This window comes from Mycobacterium sp. (genome assembly GCF_049802695.1).
Taxonomy (GTDB): Bacteria; Actinomycetota; Actinomycetes; order Mycobacteriales; family Mycobacteriaceae; genus Mycobacterium.
This window is the reverse complement of record NZ_JBARMY010000300.1, coordinates 1-4238: the sequence shown is the minus strand read 5'-3', so window position 1 is coordinate 4238 and position 4238 is coordinate 1. Positions and strand designations below refer to the sequence as shown.

The window sequence follows — 4238 nt, the reverse complement described above, 5'->3', positions numbered from 1 at the left end:
GCGTACCCAAGGTCGTTCGGGCGGGTCTCGGCGAGCCAGAGGTGAAGAACGCTCAACGCGCGTGAGAGCCGAGCCGGCGTCGCACTGGCGATAGCCTCCAACACTGCCCGAAGCCGCAATACCGGCTCCTCAATGCCCTCACACCTCCCCCGCAACCACGGGATGGCGGTGTTGCGCAGAATCGTCTCGTAGACGGCGAGCATCAGGGTGTCTTTGCGGTCGAAGAACGTATAGAAGGTGCGCTGTGACTGACCGGAGCGGTCGACGACGTCCTGGATGGAGAGGTCACTCTCATCCCGTTCGCCGAGAAGTTCCACGGCAGCATCGACGAAGCGTTCACTTCGCTCCTTAGCCCGTGCGCGCGCGCTTTGCAGCGATCGATCGACGCTGCGTATCTGCCAGCTCGGCACGGGCTCCTCTGACGGCTGATGGCCGTTTAGGTTCGGCCGAGCTGACTTGTCCCGCGCCACGGCATTCCCGTCCTCTCAACGTCGATTTCGCTGACACAGAAGTCAGTGTTTAGCTGCGTGTCGCGGTTCGATGAATCTGGATCCCAGCTGCGGTACGCGTTGCGCTCCGCGCTCTCGGGCGAGGCTCGCGCCCCTTCTGATCAGGGCACCCAGCCCCAGGAACGCGATCTGGTCGAGCACCATCGGGCTCAGCAGCCTGTTATGCACGAACCCGAATGCCAGCCCGGTTGCGGGGTCCGCCCAGCCGACGGTTCCGGCCAGCCCGACGTGGCCCAATCCGGGCAGAATTCCTGGAATCACGACGGCGTGATACCCCAGGTGGAAACCCATCGGAAAAACGAGATTGCGGTCGGGTCGCCGACTGAGCTTGCCTGTCAGACCCCGCACCAGCTGCGCGGACAACAGCTGCGTCCCCTCGACGCCGCCGCCGTTAGCGAGAGCGCCGTACATCTTGGCCAGCCCACGCGCGGTGACGACTCCGTTGGCCGCCGGAATCTCCGCGTCGAGCATCGGCATGTCCCCCTGCACAAGGGCTTTCATTCCGGGGACGTAGAGGGCACCGAAGATGGCCGACAACGACAGCCCGGCGATCCGGGGGGCTACCACATTGAAGAGCGGGTTGGCGCGAGTGTCCTGCGGCATGATGATTTGCGCTGCCCGACTGGGGGAGTCGGCGGGCGGCCTGCCCAGGTGCAACCCATCGGTATCGAGGGGTTGAGCCAGTTCCGAGCGGATCAGCTCACGCATGCCCTTACCGGTTATTGATCGGGCCAGCCCGGAGACCAGCCAACCGTAAGTCATTGCGTGGTAGGCCGACTCGCCCAGGAGCCGCCCAGCCGGCGCGGCGGCCAGTCGCTCCTCCATCACATGGTGGTCCAGCAGCTCGGCGCTGCTCGCGCCGTGCAACTCAGACAGTCCCGCGCGGTGGTCCATCACATCGCGGATCGTGATGGCTGCCTTACCGTTTGCCCCGAACTGTTTCCAGTAGTCGGCGACCGGGGCGTCGTAGTCCAGCAGGCCGCGGTCGGCCAGCCGATGGATCACGGTCGAGGACAGGCCTTTGGTGGCCGAGAACACCATCGCGGCGGTGTCGGCCGACCACGGCACTTCGCCACGGCGGTCCGCCCAACCCGTCCACACATCGACGACCGGCTGGCCATCGAGATACACAGCCAACGCGCCGCCGCCCAACCGCCGGCCCGGAAACAGATTGGCAAACGTGCGTACGGCGCATGCGAAATTCGGGTCCGCCGCGCCCTGCACGCCCGCGGGAAGCGTCTCGTTGGCCGCATCAGTGCTCACGCGGTCACTCCCACGGCGCCGTGCTGCAGCAGGTCATCATTGCCGTCTCGGTCGTCGAGCAGCAGTGTACGGGCGATCCTTGGCCTCATGGTCGTCTCCCTCGTTGGCGGCGATCTCGGGATCAATAGGAGAAAGATCGCCGCAGACTTCGCACCTGCAGCGCGCGTAAGTCCCGGGACACCGCCCCGTGCTCGTGCATGGATTCCATCGCGGGAAATGCCGCCGCGAACACGTGCAATTCGGTGGGCACGTAGGCGTGCAACAGTCGGTTGGAGTAGCCGACAGCCTCGTCGCGACAGGGGTTGATATCGGCGCAGCTGATGAATGCCGGCGGCAGACCCTCGAGGTTGCGCCGGTGCGCGGGGGCGATGTGCTGAGACGGCGCGGTGCCGTGGCGGTAGTGCTCCCAGCCGCGGTCCATTGCGTGACCGCTCAAGCCGGGAATTCGGGCGAACTCCCGGCGTGATCGCGTGGGATCGGGATCAAGCATGGGTTCGTGGAGCAGTTGCAGGCGAATCTGTGGGCCTTCGGCGTCGAACATGCGCTGGGCCAGACCGGCCACCAGTGCGGCACCCGCGTCTCTGCCGACCACCGCGATGCGATCGGGGTCTGCGTTGAGTGGGCCGGCGTGTGCTATCGCGTAGTCGAAAGCCCTGTGCACGTCGTTGAGAGCGGCCGGACAAGGCTGTTCGGGCGCCAGCCGATAATCGACAGAGACGACCACGCAGTTCACAGAGCGGGCCAGCTCGGCACAGAGCGAGTGATCGGTGTCGAGATTGCCGGTGACAAATCCGCCGCCGTGGGCAAACACCACGATCGGAACCGCCGACGTCGCGGCGCCCCGGTAGATCCGGAGGTCGAGGTTCGCGCCGCCGGTATCGGCGATCTGGTGCGACTCGATGTCAATGCCAGTGACATCAACCGCGGCGGCGCGTTGGGCACTGGTGGTGTTGAGCCGATCGCGGTCGGCCGGCAGCGTTGCCAACTCGAACTCGAGCACATCGTGGGCAGCCGCCGCAGGGCGCACTTCCGGGTCGAGGCGAACCAGGTCAGGGCGCGCGGCAAATGTCGAATCCGTTGTCAACGCGGCGGACCATCCATCAGACCCACGCGAGGTCGACCTTTTGCCAGCCGTTAAGAAGCGCGGTCGGGTTGCGTTGTAGTGGTCCCACTAACTCGAGCCTGTCCAGGTACGGCAGCAACCCGCCGATCGCCGTGCGCACTTCCTGGCCCGCGAGGTGAGCGCCCAGGCAGAAGTGGATGCCGTGACCGAATGCCAGATTCCTGCCGGGGGGCCGGTCGATGAGGAAGCGATCTGGGTCATCGAAGCGACGCGGATCGCGGTTGGCCGCAGCCATATGTAGCGCGATGCTGGCGCCCTTGGGAATCGGTGTGCCGGCGATCTCGGTGTCTTCGATCGCCTCCCGAAAGGCGAACTGGATCGGAGAGGTGAATCGGTTGCCCTCCTCCACCGCATTGGGCAGCAGGGTGGGATCGTCGCGCAACAATTTGAGTTGATCCGGGTGCGAGAGCAATTCGACCACGGTGTTGCCGATGAGATTCGTCGATGTCTCGTTGCCGGCCACCATAATGGTGATGGCCACCATCAACGTTTCGACGGTGCTGAGCGACTCGTTGTCGATCGCGGCGACCATCGCACTGACCAGGTCGCTCTTGGGCTCTGCGCGTCGTGCCTCGATAAGGGGGACGAAGTATGTGCTGAACTCTTTGACCGTCGCCAACATCAACTCGTTGCGCTCGGCGGGGCTGGTGAACACCACACCCGCTGCGGCGGCAAAAGCGTCCGACCAGCGCTTGACCTGGGTGTACTGGCTGCCGTCGATGCCTAGGATGTGGCAGATCATCTCGACGGGCAGCGGAACGGCCAGCCGCTGCACCACGTCGAAGGTGGGTTGATCCTCGATTCCGGCCAAACAGCGGTCGACGATCTCCTCGATCGCAGTCGCCATCTCCTTGATGCGTGGAGGCGTGAAGCCCCTGCTCACGATGCGGCGCATCCGGGTGTGCTGAGGCGGGTCCGCGGCGGCGATGGTTTTCGCCGAGGCCATCTCGGTCATGTCCACCGGCATGCCCGAGGCCAGCGCAAGCAGGCGGTCGAGCCTTTCGGGTGTCATCTCGTCGTCGGGGGGCGCGGCTCCCTCGTAGGGATTTGGTCGCGACGAGAACAACTCCGGCGTCGACTGCACAGCCTTCACGTCGTCGAATCTCGAGATCACCCAGATGTCTGAGCTGGTGTGATACACGGGGAATCGCTCGCGCAGCTCGGCAAGGACCGCCGGCAGCTGCTCAGACGGACCCGGCGTGAATGGTTCGAACGTTAGATCGGTTTCCCCGGCCGTCATAGTCCCTCCTGACTTTGTGGTCACCGTCAACGGCGCGCCGTAATCATGAGGCTTCCCACGTAATAGGTCTGTTGGCGTCATGGTAGAACCATCGATGCACCAG

Annotated in this window: 4 protein-coding genes; all 4 read right to left on the bottom strand. The window is 64.9% G+C overall.

Features of this window, described 5'->3' with window-relative positions; translation table 11 throughout:
• Positions 1–410: TetR/AcrR family transcriptional regulator (locus WA317_RS12215; RefSeq protein ID WP_425173278.1), on the bottom strand; the 410-nt coding region annotated here is incomplete at its 3' end.
• Between the two features lie 102 nt (positions 411–512).
• Positions 513–1772 carry a serine hydrolase domain-containing protein gene (locus tag WA317_RS12210; RefSeq protein WP_425173277.1) on the bottom strand — a complete coding sequence of 420 codons (1260 nt, stop codon included), beginning with the start codon at positions 1770–1772 and terminating at the stop codon, positions 513–515.
• Positions 1773–1893: 121 nt separating this feature from the next.
• Positions 1894–2856: an alpha/beta hydrolase gene (locus tag WA317_RS12205; protein WP_425173276.1), complete on the bottom strand. Its 963-nt coding sequence runs from the start codon at positions 2854–2856 to the stop codon at positions 1894–1896.
• A 16-nt stretch (positions 2857–2872) separates the two neighbouring features.
• Positions 2873–4135 (bottom strand): cytochrome P450, encoded by a 1263-nt coding sequence (locus WA317_RS12200; RefSeq protein ID WP_425173275.1) that lies wholly within the window; start codon positions 4133–4135, stop codon positions 2873–2875.
• Positions 4136–4238 lie beyond the last annotated feature (103 nt).

Excerpts from the sequence above, each read along its gene's own strand:
- WA317_RS12200 (WP_425173275.1), bottom strand. The coding sequence starts at position 4,135 with ATGACGGCCGGGGAAACCGATCTAACGTTCGAACCATTCACGCCGGGT.